Annotated in this window: 14 protein-coding genes and 1 pseudogene; 6 read left to right on the forward strand and 9 right to left on the reverse strand. The window is 67.9% G+C overall.

Annotated elements, in window-relative coordinates; all coding sequences use genetic code 11:
- Positions 1–21: 21 nt before the first annotated feature.
- Positions 22–1176, reverse strand: coding sequence for a class I SAM-dependent methyltransferase (locus tag QZ709_RS09670; RefSeq protein WP_294637063.1), 1155 nt, complete (start codon positions 1174–1176; stop codon positions 22–24).
- A 136-nt stretch (positions 1177–1312) separates the two neighbouring features.
- On the opposite strand from QZ709_RS09670, the pseudogene QZ709_RS09675 reads away from it, so the two are divergent.
- Both QZ709_RS09675 and QZ709_RS09680 read left to right on the forward strand, forming a co-directional pair.
- A pseudogene (locus tag QZ709_RS09675) lies at positions 1313–1961 on the forward strand (DUF47 domain-containing protein).
- A 17-nt stretch (positions 1962–1978) separates the two neighbouring features.
- Positions 1979–2989, forward strand: a complete 1011-nt coding sequence (locus tag QZ709_RS09680; RefSeq protein ID WP_294637064.1) for an inorganic phosphate transporter — start codon at positions 1979–1981, stop codon at positions 2987–2989.
- Between the two features lie 88 nt (positions 2990–3077).
- Here the strand turns inward: QZ709_RS09680 and QZ709_RS09685 are convergent, their stop codons facing one another.
- The gene (locus tag QZ709_RS09685) at positions 3078–3611 is read right to left on the reverse strand and encodes a hypothetical protein (protein WP_294637065.1); all 534 of its coding nucleotides are present in this window, start codon (positions 3609–3611) and stop codon (positions 3078–3080) included.
- A 254-nt stretch (positions 3612–3865) separates the two neighbouring features.
- On the opposite strand from QZ709_RS09685, the gene QZ709_RS09690 reads away from it, so the two are divergent.
- Positions 3866–5812: a phosphate transport regulator gene (locus tag QZ709_RS09690; RefSeq protein WP_294637066.1), complete on the forward strand. Its 1947-nt coding sequence runs from the start codon at positions 3866–3868 to the stop codon at positions 5810–5812.
- A 1-nt stretch (position 5813) separates the two neighbouring features.
- Positions 5814–7409 carry a PEP/pyruvate-binding domain-containing protein gene (locus QZ709_RS09695; RefSeq protein ID WP_294637067.1) on the forward strand — a complete coding sequence of 532 codons (1596 nt, stop codon included), beginning with the start codon at positions 5814–5816 and terminating at the stop codon, positions 7407–7409.
- A gap of 4 nt (positions 7410–7413) precedes the next feature.
- Here QZ709_RS09695 and QZ709_RS09700 read toward each other — a convergent pair whose 3' ends face one another.
- The 4 genes from QZ709_RS09700 to QZ709_RS09715 form a co-directional block, all read right to left on the reverse strand.
- Positions 7414–8922: a YdiU family protein gene (locus tag QZ709_RS09700; RefSeq protein ID WP_294637068.1), complete on the reverse strand. Its 1509-nt coding sequence runs from the start codon at positions 8920–8922 to the stop codon at positions 7414–7416.
- 90 nt (positions 8923–9012) lie between these two features.
- Positions 9013–10941 (reverse strand): methyl-accepting chemotaxis protein, encoded by a 1929-nt coding sequence (locus QZ709_RS09705; RefSeq protein ID WP_294637069.1) that lies wholly within the window; start codon positions 10939–10941, stop codon positions 9013–9015.
- Between the two features lie 141 nt (positions 10942–11082).
- Positions 11083–12084 carry an HD domain-containing phosphohydrolase gene (locus QZ709_RS09710; RefSeq protein ID WP_294637070.1) on the reverse strand — a complete coding sequence of 334 codons (1002 nt, stop codon included), beginning with the start codon at positions 12082–12084 and terminating at the stop codon, positions 11083–11085.
- A 2-nt stretch (positions 12085–12086) separates the two neighbouring features.
- Positions 12087–15497, reverse strand: coding sequence for an MHYT domain-containing protein (locus QZ709_RS09715; RefSeq protein ID WP_294637071.1), 3411 nt, complete (start codon positions 15495–15497; stop codon positions 12087–12089).
- A gap of 211 nt (positions 15498–15708) precedes the next feature.
- Here QZ709_RS09715 and QZ709_RS09720 point away from each other — a divergent pair, with 211 nt between their 5' ends.
- On the forward strand, positions 15709–18567 hold the full coding sequence (locus tag QZ709_RS09720) for an EAL domain-containing protein (RefSeq protein ID WP_294637072.1): 2859 nt from the start codon (positions 15709–15711) through the stop codon (positions 18565–18567).
- A gap of 3 nt (positions 18568–18570) precedes the next feature.
- Here QZ709_RS09720 and QZ709_RS09725 read toward each other — a convergent pair whose 3' ends face one another.
- The 3 genes from QZ709_RS09725 to moaA are packed head-to-tail and all read right to left on the reverse strand — an operon-like array spanning position 18571 to position 21826.
- Positions 18571–18825 (reverse strand): MoaD/ThiS family protein, encoded by a 255-nt coding sequence (locus tag QZ709_RS09725; RefSeq protein WP_294637073.1) that lies wholly within the window; start codon positions 18823–18825, stop codon positions 18571–18573.
- A gap of 24 nt (positions 18826–18849) precedes the next feature.
- A complete protein-coding gene (locus QZ709_RS09730) occupies positions 18850–20820 on the reverse strand; it encodes a type IV pili methyl-accepting chemotaxis transducer N-terminal domain-containing protein (RefSeq protein ID WP_294637074.1) in 1971 nt (656 codons plus the stop codon).
- 16 nt (positions 20821–20836) lie between these two features.
- Entirely contained in the window at positions 20837–21826 is a 990-nt protein-coding gene (gene moaA / locus QZ709_RS09735; protein ID WP_294637075.1) for a GTP 3',8-cyclase MoaA, read from the reverse strand.
- A 148-nt stretch (positions 21827–21974) separates the two neighbouring features.
- Here moaA and QZ709_RS09740 point away from each other — a divergent pair, with 148 nt between their 5' ends.
- Positions 21975–22688 (forward strand): response regulator, encoded by a 714-nt coding sequence (locus QZ709_RS09740; protein ID WP_294637144.1) that lies wholly within the window; start codon positions 21975–21977, stop codon positions 22686–22688.
- Positions 22689–22699 lie beyond the last annotated feature (11 nt).

Raw genomic sequence — 22699 nt, forward strand, 5'->3', positions numbered from 1 at the left:
CGGGTCAGCCGGTTCGGCCGGTCAGGTGGCGGCAGGCAGACCCAGCCGCCACAACGACGTGACCTCTCTGGCCCGCGCCTGGTGGAGCGGGTCGGAAGCGTCGCGCGACTTGGGGTGCACCGGCCGGGCATCGACGCGGCCCTTGACCGTCAACCCGCCCGCTTCGATCCAACCGAGCAGCTCCTCCCGGCTGCGTAGCCCGAGGTGCTCGGCCAGATCGGACAGGATCAACCAGCCTTCGCCGTCGGGGCGAAGGTGCGCCCCCAGCCCCTGCAGGAAGCCCCGCAGCATGCGGCTGTCCGGGTCATACACCGCCTGCTCGACCACCGAGGTCGGGTGCCCTGGCAACCACGGCGGGTTGCACACCACGAGAGCCGCCTGCCCCTGAGGAAACAGGTCGGTCTGCACCAGGGTCACCGCATCCTGCAGGCCCAGACGGCTCAGGTTGTCTCGCGCACAGTCGAGCGCCTGCCGTGACAGGTCGGTGGCCACGATGGGCTGCACACCACGGCGTGCGAGCACCGCCGCGAGCACGCCCGTGCCGGTGCCGATGTCGAACGCGGGCCCGGGCGGGGGCAAGGCGGCCTGCGCGACCAGGTCGACGTACTCTCCGCGCACCGGTGAGAAGACGCCATGGTGAGGGTGGATGCGCCCCTGCACGGCCCCGACCTGCACCCCGCTCTTGCGCCATTCGTGGGCTCCGATCAGCCCGAGCAGGTCACGCAGGGGCAGCACATAGGGCTGATCCGTCTCACCGAAGACGGCACCGCAGGCCATGCGCACGTCGGGCGCCCGACGCAGCGGGCAGACATGGTGCGCCCCGAAAGGCAGCAGCACCATGCCCAGAACCCGCGCACGATGACCCTGCGCACGCCGGTGCGCCAGAAAGGCCGCACGAGCCGCCTCCGGCCCCTCGCCGGAGACGGGCTGCGGACCGGGGCGGCGCTTGTCCAGCCGCCGCTGCAGGGCCTGCAGCAGATGGCGGGCGTTCTGGAAGTCACCTTGCCACAGCAGGGCCGTGCCTTCGCAGGCCAGCTTGTAGGCACGGTCCGCCGGCAGCGTGTCGTCTGCCACCGCCACGCGCCGAGGCGGAGGCAGACCGGCCACCGACCGCCAGTGCGCCTGGTGGTCGCCGCCTTCGTCCGACCAATGAATGAGGGGGGTGTCTTGCTGCATCGCCGCCTTTCGAGCCCCGCAGTGTAGGCCGCCCTCGACAGGGCTTCTCTCGCGGTGATCTCCCGTTTACCGCCGGACCACGGATAAAATGACGGTTCTGTGTCAAAACCATGTCGTCAGTGCGACATGCGCGATCATGATCTTTGGAAAACTGCTGCCCCGTGAGGGCAATTTTTTTTGAGCTGTTCAACCAGCACGCCACCCACCTGGTTGCAGCGGCCCACGCGTTCTCGAAGCTGGTTCACCACTACAACGACCTGCAGCTGCGCGAGAAGTACAACATCGAGGTCGACAACGCCGAAGGCGCAGCGGATCAGGTCACCAAGGAAGTGAACCGCCTGCTGCACACCACCTTCATCACGCCGATCGATCGCGAGCAGATCCACTCCCTGATCAACACGATGGACGACGTGGCCGACCTGATGCAGGATGCCGCCGAGACCATGGCCCTGTACGACGTGCGCCGGATGACCGACGAGATCGTGCGCCTGACGGACCTGTGCGTGAAGAGCTGCGAGCGCCTGAAGGATGCCGTCAACCTGTTGGACGACATCGGCGATGCCAAGACGGCCAGCGCCGCACTGAAGACCTGCGAGGAGATCGACCAGCTCGAATCGGACGCCGATCGCGTGATGCGCGCGGCCATGAGCAAGCTCTTTCGGGACGAGCCGGACGTGCGTGAGGTCATCAAGCTCAAGGCGATCTACGAACTGCTGGAAACCGTCACCGACAAGTGCGAGGACGTCGCCAAGCTGATCGAGGGCGTGATCCTCGAGAACTCCTGATCGGGGCGGAGTCCAACATGGCAACCATGCAGGTGGCCCTGTGGGTCATCGCAGCGCTCGTGCTTCTGGCGCTGCTCTTCGATTTCATGAACGGCTTTCACGACGCGGCGAACTCGATCGCCACCGTCGTGTCGACCGGTGTGCTGCGCCCGACGCAGGCCGTGGTGTTCGCGGCGTTCTTCAACTTCGTCGCCATCTTCATCTTCCACCTCAGCGTGGCCGCGACTGTCGGCAAGGGCATTGCCGATGCCGGGGTCGTGGACGTGCACGTGGTGTTCGGCGCACTGACGGGTGCCATCACCTGGAACGTGATCACCTGGTACTACGGCATCCCGAGCAGTTCGTCCCACGCACTGATCGGCGGCATCGTGGGCGCGGTGATCGCCAAGGCCGGTGCGGGGGCCCTGATCGCCACCGGCATCATCCGGACCGTGACCTTCATCTTCGTCTCGCCGCTGCTGGGCTTCACGCTTGGCTCGCTGATGATGGTGCTCGTCGCATGGGTCTGCCGCCGCACCCCGCCCTCCAAGGTGGACCGGTGGTTCCGGCGGCTGCAGCTGCTGTCGGCCGGGGCGTACAGCCTGGGCCATGGCGGCAACGATGCGCAGAAGACGATCGGCATCATCTGGATGCTGTTGATTTCCACGGGCTACGCTGCGGCCGGAGACACGTCTCCGCCGATGTGGGTGATCGTGTCGTGTTACGCCGCGATCGGCGCCGGCACCATGTTCGGGGGTTGGCGCATCGTCAAGACCATGGGGCAGAAGATCACCAAGCTCAAGCCGGTGGGTGGTTTCTGTGCCGAAACCGGCGGGGCCCTCACGTTGTTCCTGGCCACGGCCATCGGCGTGCCGGTTTCCACGACGCACACCATCACCGGCGCCATTGTCGGTGTCGGCTCGGTCCAGCGAGCCAGTGCCGTGCGCTGGGGCGTGGCAGGCAACATCGTGTGGGCCTGGATCTTCACGATCCCGGCTTCGGCCACCGTGGCGGCCATCGCCTACTGGTTGAGCCTGACGCTGTTCTGACGGGCTTGCCCTCTTCCCGAAAGGCCGCGCATGCGGCCTTTTCCTTTTTCCCGGTTACCCGGATCGAAGCAAGCCCGCCGGCCGAGCTTCATCCCTGCTTGGGTCGCCCCTTCTTGATGGGCGCCAGGGCGGCCAGCGCCGCCTTCAGCCGGGCATCGCTGAGCCCGACGAGCGCGTGCAACGCGGCGCGCAAGACCTCGCTTTTCTTCACGGGCTGCTTCCACTCCAGTGCACGGGCCTTGATCCGCTCGATGAGGGCGAAATCGTCACTCGGCATCGTGAACGAGTCGCGCACCATTTTCACCTTGGCCGAAGGGGGCTTGGCAGGCGCAGCGGGGGCAGTCGGCTCGGCCGCCTTACGGGCTGCCTTGGACGGCTTGTCCTCCTTCACGGGCTTGGCCCCTTTGCTGGTCTTGACCGTTTTCGCGGCTTTGGTCGGCTTGGCGGCAGGCGGCACGGGGTCGACCTGCTGATCGGCGACCGTTCGCGCGGCCTTCTTTCCCGCGGCGGCAGTCGCGGTCTTCGACGCGGCGGCCCGTCTGGAGGCCGCTTTCGGCTTGCCGGCCGGCGTGGGCGCCGACACATCCGCCGGGGTGTCCGGCAAATCGACGCTGACGGGCACCCCTGCAACCGGCTCAGCGGGCGTGGGCCGGGACGCGGCGGGATCAGGCTTGGGGGACATGGCGAAACATCCTTTCGGTGACAAGACGATGAAATAGTATAAATAATATGCCTCATTTGCTGACGGGGCACCGCAGTGGCCTGCCGTCGGCCTGCTCGAGCGATGTGATCCAGCTCAAGTCGGGCGCCCGGCTGCCACGGCTTCGTCACATGCCATGCACACACTCAGGCCCAGACCAAGGCAGGAGAACCGTGATGCAGAAGAACCGCGCCATTGCCTCGCTCGGACACCGAGGACTGCTGATGCCCGTGTGGGTCAAAGCCGCCCTGGCCGCCAACGACCGCCTCAAGGTCTACCTGACGGTCCTGCAGGCGTGCTCGGCCCATGCAGACCATCCGGATCGGGAAGCACTGGATCTGGCGAACGAGCTGCAGGCCGCCGGCCTCGACCACGCCACATGGCTGCACGAGCTGCCTGCTTCCGCCAGCCGAGTCGATGGCGTGCTGCTCGTTCCCGAGCTGCCCACCCTGATTCATGCCCTGGCGGAAGACCTGACCCTCATGGCGCGGCCAGTGCTGGAGGCCAGCACCACGGACGCCGAGCCGCACGCCAGGGTGCAGCACTGGCAGGCGTGGCTGGCGGAACGCCAGGGAGATCAGCTCGACGCGGTGCAGCTGCACCACCTGACCCACGGACAGCGGTCCGACGGCGACAGCCTGCACCTGCTGGTCATGGACCTGCACAAGGCCATCAACCAGCTTGCGGCCGAGCTTGCCAGCGAAGTGATCGACGGGGCGCATGTCTGGCAGATCGAGGATGCGGACCGGCCCTTGATCCAGGCCTTCATGCGGGGGCTGAATCGCACCATGCCGCTGAAGTTCGACCATCCCGGGCTGGACACGGCGGCCACGCGAGACGGGCCACGGCTGCTGCTGCAGAACGACATCGGCACCAACGATGCGCATGTACTTGTCATCCAGGTGGTGCAGCGCACGGTCACGCTGACCTATTCCGATCTGCATCGCAGCCGCTTTGCGTTCTTCCAGGCGCTGCTGATGCCGCTGGGGGCGACCTGGTCGGGCGTCGCGCCGCGGCAGTCGGCCGACCTGAATGGCGGCAAGGCCTACACCGTGGGCACCGCCCGCTTCGAGCCAGACAGCGATGCCGCGCTGGAAGCCACGCTCGAGGGGCTGGGCGCACGCATCGTCTACCTGATCGACTGGAACCGGGCCCGCAAGCGCCTGCTCCATTTCGTGGACAAGGTGGGCGCGGTGGCGGTGCTGACAGCAGCGGCTGAAGCCGAGGCCGGTCACATGGGCTGGCTGAAGGCAGGAGGAGAGCACCTCATCTGGCAGGCCATGCAGGACGTGGACCGAGGTGCCTTCCGCATCGGAGACCGTCTGGACGACATCCTGGGTGCCGAGCCTGCACAGCACTTTCTGAGCGACATGCTGGTTCGCGCCAGCGCGGCCTTGCGCCGCAACGAACCCGCCGCGCTGCTGGCCGACGAAGCCCGCGCCCTTCTGGCACGGCTCGTTCACCAGCGGGGGGCCGGGTTCGACCTGCTGGAGGAGCACGCAGGCTGGTGTCATGCCCTGGCGCAAGGCGTCAGTGACCTGCTGCTCCTCGACCATGATGGCCTGCGCGCCGGTGCCGCCGATCTGGCCGCCCGCGCCAAGGCGTGGGAGCGCCGCGCCGACCACCTCGTGATGCAGGCCCGTCAGGAAGCCGAGCGGCGCCCACGCTGGCAGGCGGTGGTACAGCTGCTGTCCTTGTCGGACGATGTGGCCGACGCGCTCGAGGAGGCCGCGTTCCTGCTCGGCCTGATCGCCGACCGTTCTCAGCAGGAATGGCGCGCCGAGGTGCGGCAGGCGCTGTCGCGGCTGGCCCAGACGGTGCTTCAGGCAGTGCAGGAGCACGTCAAGGCCCTGACGATCGCGCGCACGCTGGACCACGCCAGCGAAACAGGCGACATGGACGCCTTCCTGGCTGCGACCTGGAACGTGCTGCGCGCCGAACGGCAGTGCGACGAGCTGCTGCGGCATGCGCGCCGGCAGATCGTTGCTTCCGTCCAGGCAGCGCCGGCCCTGATGCTGGCCAACGACCTGGCCCTCACGCTGGAACTGGCGTCGGACCGCCTGCTGGCCGTCGGCCACGCACTGCGCACATCGGTGCTGGACCGCACCGTCCGGGGAGACTGACATGCACGGACCGGATCTTCCGCTTTTTCTGATCGGGTGCGGCCCCAGCACGCCGGACGCCAGCCCCCAGACCATGGGTTTCAAGGCCTGGAACCTGCTGCAAATGGCCGAGATGGGGTTGCCCGTGCCCCCCTGTCTGGTGCTGGGCACACCGTGGTGCCGGGACACCGCATCCCGTGCGGCCGCCGCCCGGCCGGCCACCTGGCGCGATGCGCTGTCGGCCCTGGAAGCACGCACTGGCCTGCAACTGGGGCACCGGCGTCACCCCTTGCTGCTCTCGGTTCGTTCGGGCGCCCCGATCTCGATGCCAGGGATGATGGAAACGCTGCTCAACGTCGGGTTGTGCGACGCCACGGTCCCGGGCCTGCTGAGCCGCACCGGCAACCCTCGGCTTGTGTGGGATGCCTATCGGCGCCTCGTGGCCACCTTCGGTGAGGTCGTCGCGGGCCTCGACGCCCACCTGTTCCAGACACAGACCGAGACGCTGGCCGGCTCGCGCCCCGATCAGGATCTGGATTTCAGCGAATTGCGAACCCTGACGCAGCGCCATCTGGCCCTGTACCGGGAGCAGACAGGCGCGGCCTTTCCCCAGGACCCGGAGGCTCAGCTGGCCCAGGCCATCGAGGCCGTGCTGCATTCGTGGGACGCCCCGAAGGCCGTGCACTACCGGGAAGCCCATGGGATCGCGAACGACATCGGTACCGCAGTGACGATGCAGGCCATGGTGTTCGGCAACGCCGGCGGACGCTCGGGTGCAGGGGTCGGATTCACCCGCAACCCGTCGACGGGCGAGCCGGGCCTCTGGGTGGACTTTCTGTTCAACGCACAGGGTGAGGACGTGGTGTCCGGCCGGCAAAGCGCACACGGTCACGCACGCCTCGCAGCCGTCCTGCCGCTGGCGTGGCAGCATCTGTGCGACGCCAGCAAGCGCCTGGAAGACGCCTTGTGCGACATGCAGGACTTCGAGTTCACCGTGCAGGATGGTCAGCTGTGGATGCTGCAGACCCGTAGCGGCAAGCGCAGTCCGCTGGCGACCGCACGCATCGCCCTCGACATGCTGGACGAAGGTCGCATCACCCCAGAGGAGGCCGCGCGCCGCACGGCTCACCTCACGGAGGCGATGTTGCAGTCCACGCGCGTGGTCGGCTCGGGCGGGGATGCGCTCGCACCCGCTGCGCGGGGTGTGGCGGCCTCACCGGGCGTGGTCATCGGAGAGCTTGCGCTGGATGAGTCGCGGATCCGGGCCCGTCAGCACGCCGGGGTCGACCAGCTTCTCGTGCGCGCCGAAGCCGACACCAGCGACATCGCGGCCCTCGAGCAGGCGGCGGGCCTGCTGACACAACGGGGAGCACGCACCTCTCACGCCGCCGTCGTGGCCCGGCAGCTGGCCAAGACCTGCGTGGTGGGGTGCGAGGGGCTCCGGATCGACCTCGGATCCCGCTCCATCACACTGGGCGGGCAGCGTCTTTCGGAAGGCGACATCCTGACGCTGGATGGCCAGACGGGCTGCGTCTATGTCGGCACCGCACGCACCGAGGTGGACGTGCCCCATGCGTTGCTGGACAGGCTGCACGCACTGCGCAGCCGACCGGCCTGACGGCTCAGGTGCCGCAGAACGTGCGGTAGCACGCCGTGACCTGGGCCGGAGCAGGCTGGCCGAAGACCGCGTTGTCGGGTGTCTCGTCGAAGGGGCGAGCCAGGGCCGCCAGCAGCCGATCGAACGGCTCCAGGTCGTCACGCTCGAAGGCCGCGGTCAGTGCCGCTTCCACCTGGTGGTTGCGGGGGATCACGAAGGGGTTGACACGGCGCATGGCGTCCGCCCGCTCGGCGGCGGACACGGGCTCGCTCGCACAACGCGCCTGCCAGCGCACCAGCCAGTCCGTCAGCGCATCAGGCTCCGACATCAAGGCCTGCAGGCCGCTCGGGTCACCGTCGGCCGCGTCCGCCAGGCGGCGCCACGCCAGCGTGAAGTCCACCTGCTGGCGACGCAGCAAGTCCAGCCAGTCCTGCACCAGCGCGCGATCGCCCGTCTCGTCCTCCGGCCGTGCGAGCTGCAGCCCCAGCTTGGCGCGCTGCCCACGCAGCAGGGCCGCCTCGTACTGTGCCGGAAAGTCGTCCAGCACCTCGGTGGCCTGCGCCACCCCTTCCCGCACGGCCGCCTCCGACGGGTCCGCCACGATCAACGGCAACAACGCCTCGGCCAGTCGAGCGAGGTTCCAGCGGGCAATCGCGGGCTGGTTGCCATAGGCGTAGCGCCCGCGCTCGTCGATCGAACTGAAGACGGTGTCCGGGTCATACGCCTCCAGAAAGGCACAAGGCCCGTAGTCGATCGTCTCGCCCGAGATCGCCATGTTGTCGGTGTTCATCACCCCATGAATGAAGCCGACGTTCATCCACTGGGCCATCAGTTCGGCCTGCCGCGCCACCACGCGACGCAACAAGGCCAGGTCGCGCTCCGGCGCATCACGCAGGTCGGGGTCATGTCGGGCGATGGCGTAATCCGCCAGCCGTCGCAAGGCCTTGCCATCCCCACGGGACGACAGGAACTCGAAGGTGCCGACCCGCAGGTGGCTGGCGGCCACGCGGGTCAGGACCGCACCGGGCAGCACGCGCTCACGGTAGACCGACTCGCCCGTGGCCACGACGGCCAACGCCCGCGTGCTGGGAATGCCCAGTGCATGCATGGCCTCCCCCATGAGGGCCTCGCGCAGCATCGGGCCGACAGCCGCCTTGCCGTCCCCCCCGCGCGAAAACGGCGTGCGGCCCGAGCCCTTGAACGCGATGTCCCGTCGATGGCCACGGGCATCGATCACCTCGCCGAGCAACAGCGCCCGGCCGTCCCCGAGTTGAGGCGAAAAGTGACCGAACTGGTGGCCGGCGTACGCCTGGGCCAGCGGCTCGGCGCCCGCCGGCACGGCATTGCCAGCCAGCATGGCAACACCTTCTTCGCCCGCCAGAGGGACGGCGTCCAGACCGAGCTCGTCGGCCAGCGGCCGGTTCAGGAACAGCAGCCGCGGCGCGGTCACCGTGTCAGGCTGGCAGCGGGCGTACAGGCCCTCCAGGTCACGGGCGTAGCTGTTGTCGAAACGGAAGTCGAGGGAGGCGGACATGGCGGCACGGCGGATCGGGCGGACGAGCCGGAAGTATGCGCACATCCCGCTGTGGTGTCCGGACCCTCACCCCATGACCCTGTGGCCGCATCAGGCGGCGGCCAGGCGGAAGGCGTTCACCGCGTGAACAAGGTCCATCGCCTGGTTGCGCAGGCTCTCGGCCGCTGCCGCACTTTCCTCCACCAGCGCCGCGTTCTGCTGCGTCGTGGCATCCATCTGGGTGACGGCCAGGCCGATCTGGCTCACGCCGGCCTTCTGCTCTTCGCTGGCCGAACGAATCTCACCCATGATGTCGGCCACGCGCTGAACCGAGGTCACGATGGCCGTCATGGCCTCACCGGCCGCTTCGGCGTGACTGCGCCCATCCTGTGCGCTCTCAGCGCTGGCAGCGATCAGGCTCTTGACCTCGCGAGCCGCCTCGGCGCTGCGTGAGGCGAGCAGGCGGACTTCGCTGGCCACCACGGCAAAACCACGGCCGTGTTCACCGGCCCGCGCGGCCTCCACCGCCGCATTGAGGGCGAGGATGTTGGTCTGGAACGCAATGCCATCGATCACGCCGATGATGTCATTGACCCGGCGCGCATGGTCGTCGATGCTGCGCATGCTGGCCACCACGCTTTCAACGATCTGGCCGCCCTGCACCGCCGAGGCGTTGGCTGCCTGCGTGAGCGCATCGGCCTGTGCCGCGCTGTCGGCGTTCTGCCGCACGGTGGCGCCCAGCTGCTCCATCGATGACGCGGTCTGTGCCAGCGCGCTGGCCTGCTGTTCCGTTCGCTGCGACAGGTCCCCGTTGCCCTGGGCGATCTGCTGGCTCGCGCTGGCCACACATTCGGCGTTGGCCCGCACGGCTCCCACGGTGGACGACAGGTGTTCGGTCATGCGGTCCAGCGCACGAATCAGCGTGCCGACCTCGTCGCGGTGAACGGAGGTGACGCGGCGCGTCAGATCCCCTTCGGCCACCGCCGTGGCCACCTCGACCGCCTGGGCCATGGCTCGGGTTGTCGAGCGCGTGGTCGACAGCATCAGTGCGGCACCCGCCGACGCCAGCACACCCAGCACGCCCAGGACCGTCAGCATGCGGTGGCGTGTGGCATCGGCATTGGCCTGCAACTTGGCCTCGAGCGCGCCGAATGCAGCATCTACCAGCGCGAACTGGGTATCGATGACGTCTGTGGTCCGGGCAAAGTAATCGGCTGGCGGGTGGCGCAGTTGTTCAGCATGGATCAGGGCGCTGTCGACCAGGGCCACACCGCGCTCGCCTGCCTGCACGGCGGCATCGATGCGGGCCTTGAGCAAGGTGCCGATCCCGGCATCCTGCCGGACCGCCTCGTCCAGCGCACGCCGCGCCTGCGCCAGGTTGTCCTTCATGGCACCAGCCAGGGCCGACACGCTCGCCCGCTCGTCGGCCGTGGCCTCGCCGTGGGTCAGCAGCAGGGTGCCGCGCGCGCGCATCTGCCCGAGGTTTTCGGTGAGGCTGGGCAGGTACTCCAGCACGGCCCGCTGCAGCTGGTAGCCTGCTGGCTGCTCATGGATGGCGATGCCGGTCAGCCGGGCAATGTCCTGCACGAGCGCGCGCTGGGCAGACACCAGTTCGGTGTGCAACCGAAAGCTCTCCGCGCCGCTCACGGTCCTGGCGGTCACGGCCTGTGCCACGGTGCGCCAGTCCCGCGCGATCTTCCGCGCCGCCTCTCGCGCCTCGCCATGGTCGAGCTTCTCCACCGCGGCCAGCATCGCATCGGCCGCGGCGTCGGCCTCACGCTGACGTGTCAGCCGCGGTTCAGGCTGCTGCTCCTTGCCGCCCAGAAACAGCGCCGACAGCCCGCGGTGCTGCTGCGTCAGACGCATCAATCGCAGCAGGCTGCCCGCGGGTGCCAGGCCTTCCACCTCCAGGTGCGCCCGATCGATCGCCCGCAGGTCGGCACGGATCAGCAACGCCGACGGCACGATCATCATCAGCGCAGCCAGCGCGGACAGCAACAGGAACTTGTGGGCAAGGCGGAGGTCGTTGATGGATCGCATGGTCAGGGCTCGGCTCACGACGGGCGTCGTGCTTCTCAAGCCCCGGACTGTAGGGAGACCGATTCGGTCCCGCTGTCAGGAGTTCTGGACAGTGTTCGCTGCCCTGACCCCTGTCAAAAGGCTTTCCCGGTCAAACGTGACTTACGCAACATCCATGTGCTGCGCGCGCACGGCCAGCACCTCGGGCAGCCGCGCCAGGAAGACCGGGACCAGGGCCGGATCGAAATGGGTGCCGGCATCGAGCCGAAGCCGCTCCACCGCCTCCTCGACCGGCCAGGCTTTCTTGTAAGGCCGCGCCGTGGTCAAGGCGTCGAACACGTCGGCGATGGCCACGATGCGGGCCTCGATGGGGATGGCTTCTCCGGCCAGCCCATAGGGGTAGCCCGAGCCATCCCACTTCTCATGGTGGCTCTCGGCAATGCGACGCGCCATGCGCAGCACCGACGACGGGTGGTCGCCGATGATCTCGCCGCCAATGAGCGGGTGGCGCTTCATGGCGGCCCACTCCTCCGGGGTCAGCGGGCCGGGCTTCTGCAGGATCGCGTCGGCAATCCCGATCTTGCCGATGTCGTGCATGGGCGCCGCGTTGAGCAGTTCCTCGGCCTGCACCGCGCTCCAGCCCAGCCCCAGCGCCAGGATGCGGGCGTAGTGGCTCATGCGGACCACATGCAGCCCGGTCTCGTTGTCCTTGTACTCAGCGGCACGCCCCAGTCGCTGAATGATCTGCAACCGGGTCTCGCGCAACTCCTCGACACGCACCAGCGAGAGGTGCGTCCGGACCCGCGCCCGCACAATGGGCGGGCTGACCGGCTTGGTGATGTAGTCCACCGCGCCCAGTTCGAAACCCCGCGCTTCGTCGCCCACCTCGGCCATGGCCGTCACGAAGATGACGGGGATGCCTGCCGTCACGGGGTCGGTCTTGAGCTGGGCGCACACGTCGTGCCCGGTGAGGCCGGGCATCATCACGTCGAGCAGCACGAGCTGCGGCTGCTCCTGTCGGGCCAGCTCCAGCGCCTTCTGGCCGTCACGGGCAAACAGCAGTTGGTAGTCGGCCTGCAGGATCTGGCGCAGGACCTGCAGGTTGGTCGGCTCGTCATCCACCACAAGGATCACGGGCTTGGCGGTGTCGGTCGGCTGGGTCATGATCATGCAGCTTGGAGGCGCGCCGTCAGGTCGTCGCGCAGATGGTCAACCTGGGTCTGTGCCGCGTCGAAATCGAAGTCGTCCACGGCCTGGATCAGGCGCTTCAGGTCGTCGGGATGCCAGATACCCTGTGCCTCCTGCGGCAACCGTTCCAGTACCACATCCAGTCGGTCGCCCCGACCGAACCCGTCGTGCAGCTGTCGCAGCAGGCTCAGCAGACGCTCGGCCTCGGCGGAATCCGGCGTCCGCAAGGCCCCCGTCCCGACATCGGTGGACAGGGCCTCTTCTTCGCCGGCGCTGTAGTACACCGCCAGCAGGGTTTCACGCAGCACGCCGAGCAAGGCCATCCACGCCGGATGCCAGCCGGCCTGGCCCTCGCTGCCGACGGCCGCACGGGCATCCCGCTCGAGCTGCGCCGCAGCGGCCTGAAGGGCAGGCAGGCCCAGGTTGGCCGCCACACCCTTGAGCCGATGGCCGGCGTTCTCGGCCGCGTCGGCTTCCGGGGTTGACTGGGGATTCTGCTCGGCCAGCCAGGTGCGTTTGGCTTCGCCAAACTGGCTCAGTGCATGAGCCAGCGCCTTGGCATCACCCCAACGCCGCAGCCCCGCTTCCATGTCCACCAGGGGCAACAAGGTGGCATCGCCCCCGGCCCCCGCGCCTTCCGGATCGGCTCCATCGTAAACGGCGCTGTGCGCATGCAAAGCCAGTGCCGTGTGCCCGGTCACACGGGCTACCTCCCGCATGAGCGCGTCGAGCTCGACCGGCTTGAAAGCGAACCCGTCCATACCGGCATCGGCTGCGTTCTGTCGGTCTTCCTGGAAGACGCTTGCGCTCAAGGCAACCACCGGTGTGCGGCTCAGGCCCAGCAGGGTCTCGCGTTCCCGCAGGCGGCGAGTGGCCTCGAAGCCGTCGAGCTCCGGCATTTGCAGGTCCATCAGGATCAGGTCGAAGCGGGTCTGATCGCAGCATGCCAGCGCAGTCAACCCGTTGTCGGCCTCGGTCACGGTGTGGCCATGCCGGGCCAGCAGCACGCTCAACAGGCTACGGTTTTCAGGCACGTCGTCCACCACCAGCACGTGCATGGGCGGCAGCGCCGTGGGGGCCTGGGTCACCATCGCGGGCAGCGTGCCCATCGGTGCGGCGTGCAATGGCAGGCGCACGGTGAAGGTGGTGCCCACGCCCAACGTGCTCTCCACGTCAATTGTGCCCCCCATCAGGTCGACCAACTGGCGGCTGATCGTGGTGCCCAGTCCGGTCCCCCCGTAGCGTCGGCTCATGGAGGCGTCTGCCTGGGTGAAAGCGTCGAAGATGTGGTTCACGCGGTCCGGCGCGATGCCGATGCCGGTGTCCCGCACCGCGAGCGTCAGGTAGGCACCATCCCGGCGGGCCCGCAGCGTGACACTGCCGTGCTCCGTGAACTTCACGGCATTGCCGACCAGATTGAGCAGCACCTGCTTGAGACGATGGCCGTCGCCCATGACCACAGCAGGGATGGTCGGGTCGAAGTCGAGCGAGAGGTTCAGCCCCTTCTTGCGGGCCTGCAGCCGCTGCTCCTCCACCACCTGATGCAGCAGTTCTGGCAGATCGTAGGGCAGCGATTCGAGCACCACGGCACCCCGCTCCAGCTTGGACGTATCCAGGATGTCGTTGAGCAGCACAAGCAGCGATCTGGCGGCATTGCGCACCGTCTGCAGGTGCTGGCGCGCATCTGCAGACAGTTCGCCGCCCAGCACCACGTCGGTGAAGCCGAGGATCGCATTCATGGGCGTGCGGATCTCATGGCTCATGTTCGCCAGGATGGCCGATCGGATCTGCACGGCCTCCTCGGCCCGGGCCTTTGCGCTGCGCAAGGCCTCTTCCATCTCGTGGCGGTCGGTGAAGTCCAGGATCACGCCGTCCACCCACAGGATGCCGTCGTCGTTGTCATCGCGCACCGCACGGCCGTGGCTCCACATCCAGCGCGTCGAGCCGTCCCGATGTCGCAACTGGAACTCGACCTGAAAGGGCTGGCCCAGATCGATCGCCCGCCGCACCTCGTGCGTGATGCGCGCGGCGTCGTCGGCAGTGACCAGCTCGGCAAAGCGGATGCGCGGTGATTCACCGATGAAGTCGGCAGCGGGGTATCCCGTCAGGTTCAGCGCGGCGTCACTGAGGAAATCCAGTGGCCAGCCCGGCTCGGGCCGGACACGGAAGGTCAGCCCGGGCAGATTGCCGATCAGCGAGCGCAAGCGCTGCTCGCTATGGCGCAAGGCCTTCTCCATCTCCACGCGCTCGCTGACATCCGAGAAGGAGGACACGTAGACCAACCGGCCGTTGACCTCTGCCTGGCGCACCACCACGCGCACCGGCACCATCCCACCCGTCCGGCGCGGCACCTTCATCAGGTACTCGCGACCATCTGCGAAGCCTTGTGCAAAAACCCCGAAGTTCTCCAGGGCTTGAGCGCGCATGGATTCCGGCATCAGCGCCACACAGCTGCGCCCGACCACCTCGTCGCGAGTGACGCCGAAGATCTTTTCGGCTGCGACGTTGAAGTCGGCGATGGTGCCGCGCGCGTCCACCACCACCATGCCATCCAGGCCCGTGGCAAACACAGCCCGCAGCTCTCCGGTGCTGTGCTGCAGCGCCTCGAGCAGGTCGCGGTAGCGCATCAACCCCGCCGCTGCGGCAACCAGGCCGGTTCCCACGACGGTGACGAGGGCAACGCCCAACGCCATGGGCAACGGGTTGACCAGAGCCAGCCCGTCAACGGCCGGACGCTCGCCGATGAAGCGGGCCGCGGCCATGCCGGTGTAGTGCATGCCGGCCATGGCGAGACCCATGGTGCAGCCGGCCAGCAAGGTGCTGGTGAGGTGGCTGACACGCAGGTGCCGGTTCAACCCGAACCGGACCCACAAGGCCAGGATGGCGAGCCCCACCGCCACCACGAGCGACACACCGAACATCCAGGGGTCGTAGCGCAGCACCGCGCTCATCTCCATGGCAGCCATGCCAAGGTAATGCATGGTGCCGATGCCACCGCCCACCAAGGCACCGCCCACGACCAGTTGCGCCCGGCTGATGTCTTCCCGGCGAAGCAGGCCCAGGGCCACGCGGGAAGCCGCAATCGCCGGCAGGATGGACAACAGGGTGGGACCGGCCGCGTACCGGACGGGCAGGCACAACTCGAAGGCCAGCATCCCCACGAAATGCATGGCCCACACACCGCCCCCCAGGCTGACGCTGCCCGCAGCCAGGAGCATCCGCGCAGCGCGATCGTCTGCTTCGCGCGCCTGCCAGGCGGCCTGCAAGGCCATGGATGACGAGAACACCGCCACAGCCACGGACAAGGCGACCAGCCAGGGATTGAACTGGCCGGACAGCAGCAGGCCGGGATCGACCTCCCAGGCAAAGAAGGGATGCAACGGTGGCATGGCGACGGGACGTACGTGGACACGGTGGAGTGTCCAGCACAAGCCGCCGCGCCATACGGCATAAAAGCGCAGAAACCCCGCCCTTCATGCCGCAGTGCACGGTGCGCAGGACGGCGTAGCAAGACCAAATGCACGCTGTACTTGTATCATTGTGTAACCGACCGCACACTGATGACCTCGCGGCGCCGTCTGGCGCACCCGCTCCCGCTCCATGATCGACTCAGAAAACCGCCGCCGCCGGCGCGCCGTCCTGGCGCTGGGCGCGGGTGGCGGCGCCCTCGCCCTGCTGATGGGAGGCGCCGCGGCATTGCCGACCTCCGCCATCGAGCCCTTGATGGACGACTTGCCCGCCCTGTTGGTGCTGTTGCGCTTTCTGAGCATCATGCTGGCGTGCCTGACGGTGACGACTGCCTGGTACGCATTGCGGCGAGAGCGCTCGGACATGGCAGGCCTGATGCTCGCGGGCTTCACGCCGGTGGCCGGCGCGCTGTTCCTGCTGACCCTGAGTCCCCTCGGCCTGCTGCCCTGGTTGCCCTTCAGCCCGCACGTCGACGGCTTCCTCCGTGTCACGGGGCGCGCCGCAGAGGTGCTGACGCTGCTGGCCGTGGCGGCCCGCATCGGCCTGCCGCTGAGCCGGCGCGCCGCGCTCGCGACAGGCGGGTTGGTGCTGCTGTCCGTCGTCGCGCTGAGCGCTGCCCTGGCCCATGAAACCCAGCCAGAGCCGGCCTTGCTGCTCTTCACACTCGGATGGTTGCTCTTCGGCCTCAATGCGGTCGCGGGCGTCACCCATGTCTGGCGCTACCTGCGGTCGCACGAAACCCGCCACCGCTGCTTTGCGGCCGCCTGCATCTTCGCTGGTCTGGCCGAAGTGGCGCTCCTCTCGCACGCAGAGGGCGTGGTCCGGTTGCTGGCCGAGGTCAGCCGCGTCTTCGCCTTCGTCATGGTCTACCGGGGGGTGTTCACCGCCAGCGTGGCCGCGCCCTACGCCCGGCTCGAGCAGTCCGAAGCCACCATCCAGCGTCAGCAGGAGCAGCTCAACACCCTGTTTCGCAATGTGCCAGTGGGGCTGGCGCAGCTGGACCGGGAACTGCGCTACCGCTACGTCAACCCGACCCTGGCCCACCACCTGCACGCCGTGCCGGAACAGCTGACCGACACCCACTGGCGGGCCGCGCTGCCCCCCCAGTGGCAGCAACCCGTCGGCGCACATCTGCACGAGACCCTGGAGGGCAAACGCACCGAGTTCGAGTTCGAGTATGGCGGCGAAGAGGGTGACCCGCGTCATGCCAACGCCATCATGGTGCCCGAGCGGGCCGACAACGGGGCCATCGAAGGCGTGCTGGCCATTTTCACCGACCAGACAGAACGGGAGCGAGCCCGTCGCCAGCTGGCGGAATCCGTGCGAGAGGTCTCCGAGTTGAAGGCCGCGCTGGACGCCCATGCCATTGTGGCCGTCACCGACGCAAACGGCGTGATCACCCGCGTGAACGACAAGTTCTGCATCATCTCGAAGTACCGCCGAAGCGAGCTGCTGGGCAGCACGCACCGCATCATCAACTCGGGGCACCATCCCGCCTCGTTCTTCGACAACCTCTGGAAGACCATCAGCTCCGGCATGGTCTGGACAGGTGAGATCTGCAACCGCGCGAAGGACGGCTCGCTGTACTGGGTCTACACAACCATCGTGCCGTTCGTGGGCGAGGAAGGCATACCGGTCCAGTACATCTCGATCCGGGCCGACATCACGGAGCGCAAGCGGGCGGAGCAGGAAGCACAGCACATGGCCCTGTACGACGCGCTGACCGGCCTGCCCAACCGGCGCCTGATGGGCGACCGGCTGCGGGATGCGATCTCAGCGTCGCAACGATCCGGCCAGCATGGGGCCTTGCTGCTGCTGGACCTGGACAACTTCAAGCAGATCAACGACACGCTGGGGCACGACCAGGGAGATGCCCTGCTGCAGCAGGTCGGAGACCGCCTGCTGTTCAGCGTGCGCCAGGCCGACACCGTGGCCCGCATGGGCGGAGACGAGTTCGTGATCGTGCTGTCCGATCTGGGCAAGGGGGTGCGCGAGTCGGCCCTCGGGGTCGAGGCGGTCAGCGAGAAGATCCGCACTGAACTGGCTGCACCTTTCCAGCTCGATGGCCTCACGGTGAACGTGACCGGCAGCCTGGGTGCGGTCCTGTTCCGTGGGCAGGACGAGCGGGAAGACAAGCTGCTCAAGCGCGCCGACATGGCGCTCTACCGTGCGAAGGCTCAGGGCCGCAACCGCCTGAGCCTGTTTGACCCCGCCCTGGAAGCGGCGGTGCTGTCACAGGCCAGCATGCTGCAGGACCTGCGCCAGGCGCTGCCACGAGGGCAACTGGCCCTGCACGCTCAGCCCATCGTGGACCAGACGGGCCGTGTGCGCAGCCAGGAGATGCTGTTGCGCTGGCATCACCCCTCGCGCGGCATCGTTCCCCCGACCCAGTTCATTCCGCTCGCGGAGCAGCATGGCCTGATCCTCGACATCGGCAACTGGGTACTGCAGCAGACCTGTGCCCTGCTGGCCGACTGGCAGTGCGATCCGTCGCGCTGTCGCTGGACCGCGGCGGTCAACGTCAGCGTGCGGCAGTTGCGCGATGCCGGCTTCGTGGACAGCGTGCGCCAGGCACTGCAGGAAACTGGCGCGCCCGCCCATCGTCTGAGGCTGGAGCTGACGGAAAGCACCCTGCTCACCGATGTCGACGAGACGATTGCCAAGATGGCCGAGCTGCGGGCCATGGGCGTGCACTTTGCGCTGGACGACTTCGGGACCGGCTACTCCTCGCTGAGCTACCTGCGCCGCCTGCCCCTCGATGAACTCAAGATCGACCGCAGCTTCGTGGCCGACGTGACGGACGACCCGAACGATGGCGTGATCGCCCGCACCATCATCTCGCTGGCGAACAGCCTGGGTCTGAGTGCGGTGGCCGAAGGGGTGGAAACAGCCGAACAGTTCGCCTTCCTGAAGGCCCTGGGCTGCGATGCCTTCCAGGGCTACTACTTCGGCCGCCCCGAGCCGGTCCTGTCCGCCGAGGCGACCGCCTGAGCCTCAACCGCCTGTCACGGGCGGGAAAAAGGCCACTTCGGCGCCCTCGGCCACCGGCTGGCTGTCGTCACAGAGTTCATGGTTGCACGACGAACGGATGCCGGCCGTCAAGACCAGAGACTCGGCGTGCAAGGGGCTGCGTGCCATCAAGGCAAGCCGGACACCGCCCACGGTCGGGTGCGCCAGTTCGTGCAGGGCCACGGTGTCGTGCTCGCCCAGCTTTTCGCGCAACGAAGCGAAGTATCGGATGGTGATCATGGGTGAAAGATAAGGGTTGGGGGCTCAGAAGGCCTGCCTCAGGCTCAGGACCACCCGCGTGCCTTCCTGACCGGACTGCACCGCCAGGCCGGCACCGATGCGATCGGCTCGCTCGCGCATGATGCTGATGCCCACATGGGTGGAATCCGGGGCGGCCTGGTCCACGTCGAAGCCATGGCCATCGTCGCGCACGGTGATCTGCCAGTTCGGCTGGGCCACGACGTCGAGCCAGACCTCCGTGGCGCCCGCGTGCTTGCGCACGTTCGACAACGCCTCCTGCACGATGTGCAGAACCTGGATCTGCACATCGGCCGGCAGTGGCACGCCATCGTCCTCATAGCTGAAATGGGTGCGCAATCCCGCCTGGATCTCGAACTTGGACAGGGTTTCACGCAGAGCCATATCGAGTCGCCCGCTGTCGGTCCGCACCCGGAAGTGCAGCAGCAGTTCACGGACGTCACTGTAGCTTTCCTTGATGCCCGCATCCAGCTCGGCCAGGGTCTGGGCGATGGCGGCATCGTCCCGCCGCGCCATCGCCGTGCGCAGCAGCCCCATCTGGATCTTCAGAAAGGCCAGCGACTGCGCAATCGAGTCGTGCAACTCCTGCGCCAGCAGCTTGCGCTCGCTGGCCACGGCCGACTCACGATCGAGTGCGGCCATGCGCAGGCTTTCCATGGCACCGGCCAGGTGACTGCCCAGCGCCTCGAAGAGGTGGTGGTCCTCGCTGCCCAGGGCCACGTCCTGCCGGTAGAACAGCTCGATCTCGCCCAGCAGCCGATGCTGCAGGTTCAGGGGAATGGTCACCAGGGTGGTGTAGCCCTCGTCGGCACAACGGCGCTTGAGCTTGGCAGCCTCCGGATCCCGCAGCCCGCCTTCGGTCAGGATGGGGATGACGCGGACACGGGCCGTCACACCGGGCTGCGGCCGCTCGCCGCAGAAGCAGGCGCCCGTCAGCACGCACTGCTCCTCCTCGGTCAGGATGCGGGGAAGGCTGTCGCTTGCCAGCAGCATGTAGCGGTCGTTGGCCTCATCAGACCAGCGAATGGCCACGGCGTCGGCTCCGGCAATCGCACGCATTTTGCGCGCGAAGCCCTCGCCCAGGGCGCGCAGGGTGTCGGCCGAAGCCACAAAGGTCGACACGTCGTAGAGCGCCTGCAGTCGGGCCTGCTCGGCCCGCAGCTTGCGCGTCTTCTCGGTCACTTTGGCTTCCAGATCGCCATACGAGGCGGCCAGGCGCTCGGTCATGCGGTTGAAGCCCAGTGCCAGCTCACCGAGTTCGTCGGCCGCTCCCGGCGGCACCCGCACCGCGAAATCACCCTGCTCCACGCGCTGCAGTGCGCTGCGCAGGTTGGCCACCGGCTCCAGCACCACCACATGGCTCGCATACAGAATGGCCAGGGCGCTGAGCACCGCCAGAATCATCATGACGAGCTGGAAGGTGTGAAGGGCCACCGTCCGGGTTTCCAGCCGCTGCTCGATGGCGGACACCAGGGTGTCGACCTCACCGACAAACGGCTCCACCGCGAGGGTGCCCGGCGCGGGCCCTTCATCGAGCTGCTGGACGACCTGCGCCCGCAAGGCTCCCCAGCTGCGCTGGACACGCACCAGGTGCTCACGCACCTCGGCACTCCCCGGGACGGTCAGGGGGCGTTGCGGGTCGCCCTCCAGCAACAGGGCCAGACTGCCATCCAGCTGGGCCAGGCTGTCGCGCACCCGTGCAGCAGCATCGCCGGGCACCCCCGCCTGCTGCTCGCGCAGGCTCAGCGCCATCTGGTAGGAGCGCATGCGCATGCGCCCAGCCTCATTGATGGCCGCCGCCCCCCCTTCGAGCTGCCAGGTGACCCACATCGACAGCCCAACGGTGAAGAGGGCCACCCCCAGGAACACCGCGCCGATGGCCGCCAGCTTGCGGGCCAGCGTCAGGCCGGTGGTCTGCGAGAGGCTGGACGACTCGGCGGCGGCGCGGGCAGCAGGGTCATGAGAGGAAATCGCCATGAGGTCGGGTCGTGCGTCATCCACCCGTCTGCGCCATGAAACGAACAATCTGTTCGGGGCGATCCCTGAACTCGTGCCGCTCGGGCTTGCGCGCCACCGCGTCGTGGATGGCCTCGCGCAGCGCGGTGTCGCTGGCACCGGCACGGAGCAGCCGGCCCAGGGGCACTTGGTCATTCTGCCCCAGGCAGAGGTAGAGCGTGCCATCGACCCCCAGGCGGACCCGGTTGCAAGTGGTGCAGAAGTGCTGGCTCATGGGCGTGATGACGCCAAAGCTCATGCCACTGACGGGGTCGAGCCAGTATCGGGCCGGTCCACCGCCCGCGCCGCGACCACCATGCAACTGGGGCACCAGATCCCAGCGTCGCGCCAGCTCTTCGCCGAGGGCGGTCAGATCGCGCCCCGGTGTGGCCCGGCCCGTGTCGCCCACGGGCATGGGCTCGATCAGGCGCAGGATCAGACCATGGCGTTGCGCATAGCGGACCATGTCCTCGATCTCGTGGTCGTTGACGCCCTGCTGCACGACCATGTTGAGCTTGATGGGCGCGAAACCCGCCTGCACCGCCGCGTCGATGCCGTGCAGCACCTCATCAAGGCAATCCCGTCCCGTGATGCGCGCCACACATCCGCGGTCCAGGCTGTCCAGGCTGATGTTGAGGCGATCCACGCCGGCGTCACGCAGTGAGCGGGCCATGCGGTCCAGCCGGGTCGCGTTCGTGGAGATCGACAGATCGATCAGGCCGGGCAAGGCCTTGAGCCCGGACGCCAGTTCTGTCACGCCGCGGCGCAGCAGCGGCTCGCCACCGGTCAGACGCACGCGCCGGACGCCCGCCTCGACGAACAGACCAACCAGTCGCTGCATCTCGTCGAGACGCAACCAGTGCGCCGGCTCCTCGAAGCCTTTGAACGATTGCGGCAGGCAATAGGTGCAGCGCAGGTCACAACGATCGGTGACCGAGACACGCAGGTAGTCGATCACACGGCCGAACGGGTCGATGAGGGCAGGCATGGCACAAAACGGGCTGGCAGCGCCAACGGTGGCATGCCGCAGTCTAGGCAGAGGTCCGCGCCGTGCCCATCCTTCCGTAGGAGTAGTTCCTGGATGAAGGCCTTCCGTGGCGGACAATCGCCGCTCCATCTCCACTTCGCTGCAGACCATGCCCATCCGCCTGCTGGTGGTCGACGACCACACCCTGTTCCGTCGCGGCCTGATCGCCCTGCTCGGCGCCGCCGACGACCTCACGGTGGTGGCCGAGGCCGGCGATGCCGGCGAGGCCCTGCGCCATGTGCAAGCCCACGCTCCCGACGTCGTGCTGCTGGACAACCACCTGCCCGGCGTGCACGGGGTCGACGCGCTGCCCCAGTTGCTGGCCCATGCGCCAGCACCGCGGGTGCTGATGCTCACTGTCAGCGAGGATGCGGATGACCTGGTCCACGCCCTGTCTCGCGGCGCCAGCGGCTACCTGCTCAAGACGGTGGACGGCGACGACCTGGTCGATGCGATCCGACGCGTGCACCGAGGCGAATCGGTGGTTTCACCCGAGATGACCGTCAAGCTCGTGGCCGCCTACCGCCAGGCCACGCAGGCCGCCCAGACACCGCCTTCGGCAGGGGTTCCGGCCCCCGAGGCTGTCCTGCCGGAGCCCACCGACACCGATGCCGCCCCCCACCCGCTGGCCAAGCTCTCGCCACGCGAACGCGACATCCTGCGCGAGATCGCCCGCGGCGCCAGCAACAAGGAAATCGGCCGCAAGCTCGACATTGCCGAGACCACGGTGAAGATCCACGTGCAGCACATCCTGCGCAAGCTGAACCTCACTTCGCGGGTGCAGGCCGCGGTGCTGGCCTCATCTGATCCAGATCAAACCTGACCGCCGGACTA

The organism is uncultured Aquabacterium sp. (assembly GCF_913773725.1).
In the GTDB taxonomy this organism is placed as follows: Bacteria; Pseudomonadota; Gammaproteobacteria; order Burkholderiales; family Burkholderiaceae_C; genus Aquabacterium.